This is a genomic window from Rhodococcus sp. T7, assembly GCF_009872365.1.
Classification (GTDB): domain Bacteria; phylum Actinomycetota; class Actinomycetes; order Mycobacteriales; family Mycobacteriaceae; genus Rhodococcus_F.
Genome location: NZ_WXYH01000390.1, coordinates 1,296 through 1,648 on the forward strand (window position 1 = coordinate 1,296; position 353 = coordinate 1,648).

The following is a 353-nucleotide window of genomic DNA, read 5'->3' on the forward strand; positions in this document are numbered from 1 at the left end:
GTGCCGACGATGGTGGGGGTGATGTAGTCGCCGTTGCCGGCGGCGATCTGCATGACCAGTTCGGTGCGGAACAGCGAACCGACCAGCTGTTCGAAGACGATGTTGGAGCCGAACAGGAGCTCACACCAATCCGGAACCGCGGTCAGGCGCTCGACGACCTCACGGGTGGGCTGCCACTCGGGCGCGGACTGCCAGACCTCCTTGTGCGCGGCGCCGTCGAAGTCCTCGGTGGCCTCGGACAGGTCCAGGTTGAACAGCGCCAGGTCCTGGGCGAAGCGCATCTTGTGGGCGGCGTTCACCGCGACGGCGGTGTTGATCATGTTGGTCGGGCAGGACCGCTGGATGGAGGTGAA

The 353-nt window shown here is 65.7% G+C and carries 1 pseudogene; it reads right to left on the bottom strand.

Annotated features, from left to right (window positions below):
* A pseudogene (locus MLGJGCBP_RS48515) lies at positions 1-353 on the bottom strand (toluene hydroxylase); the annotation flags it as partial.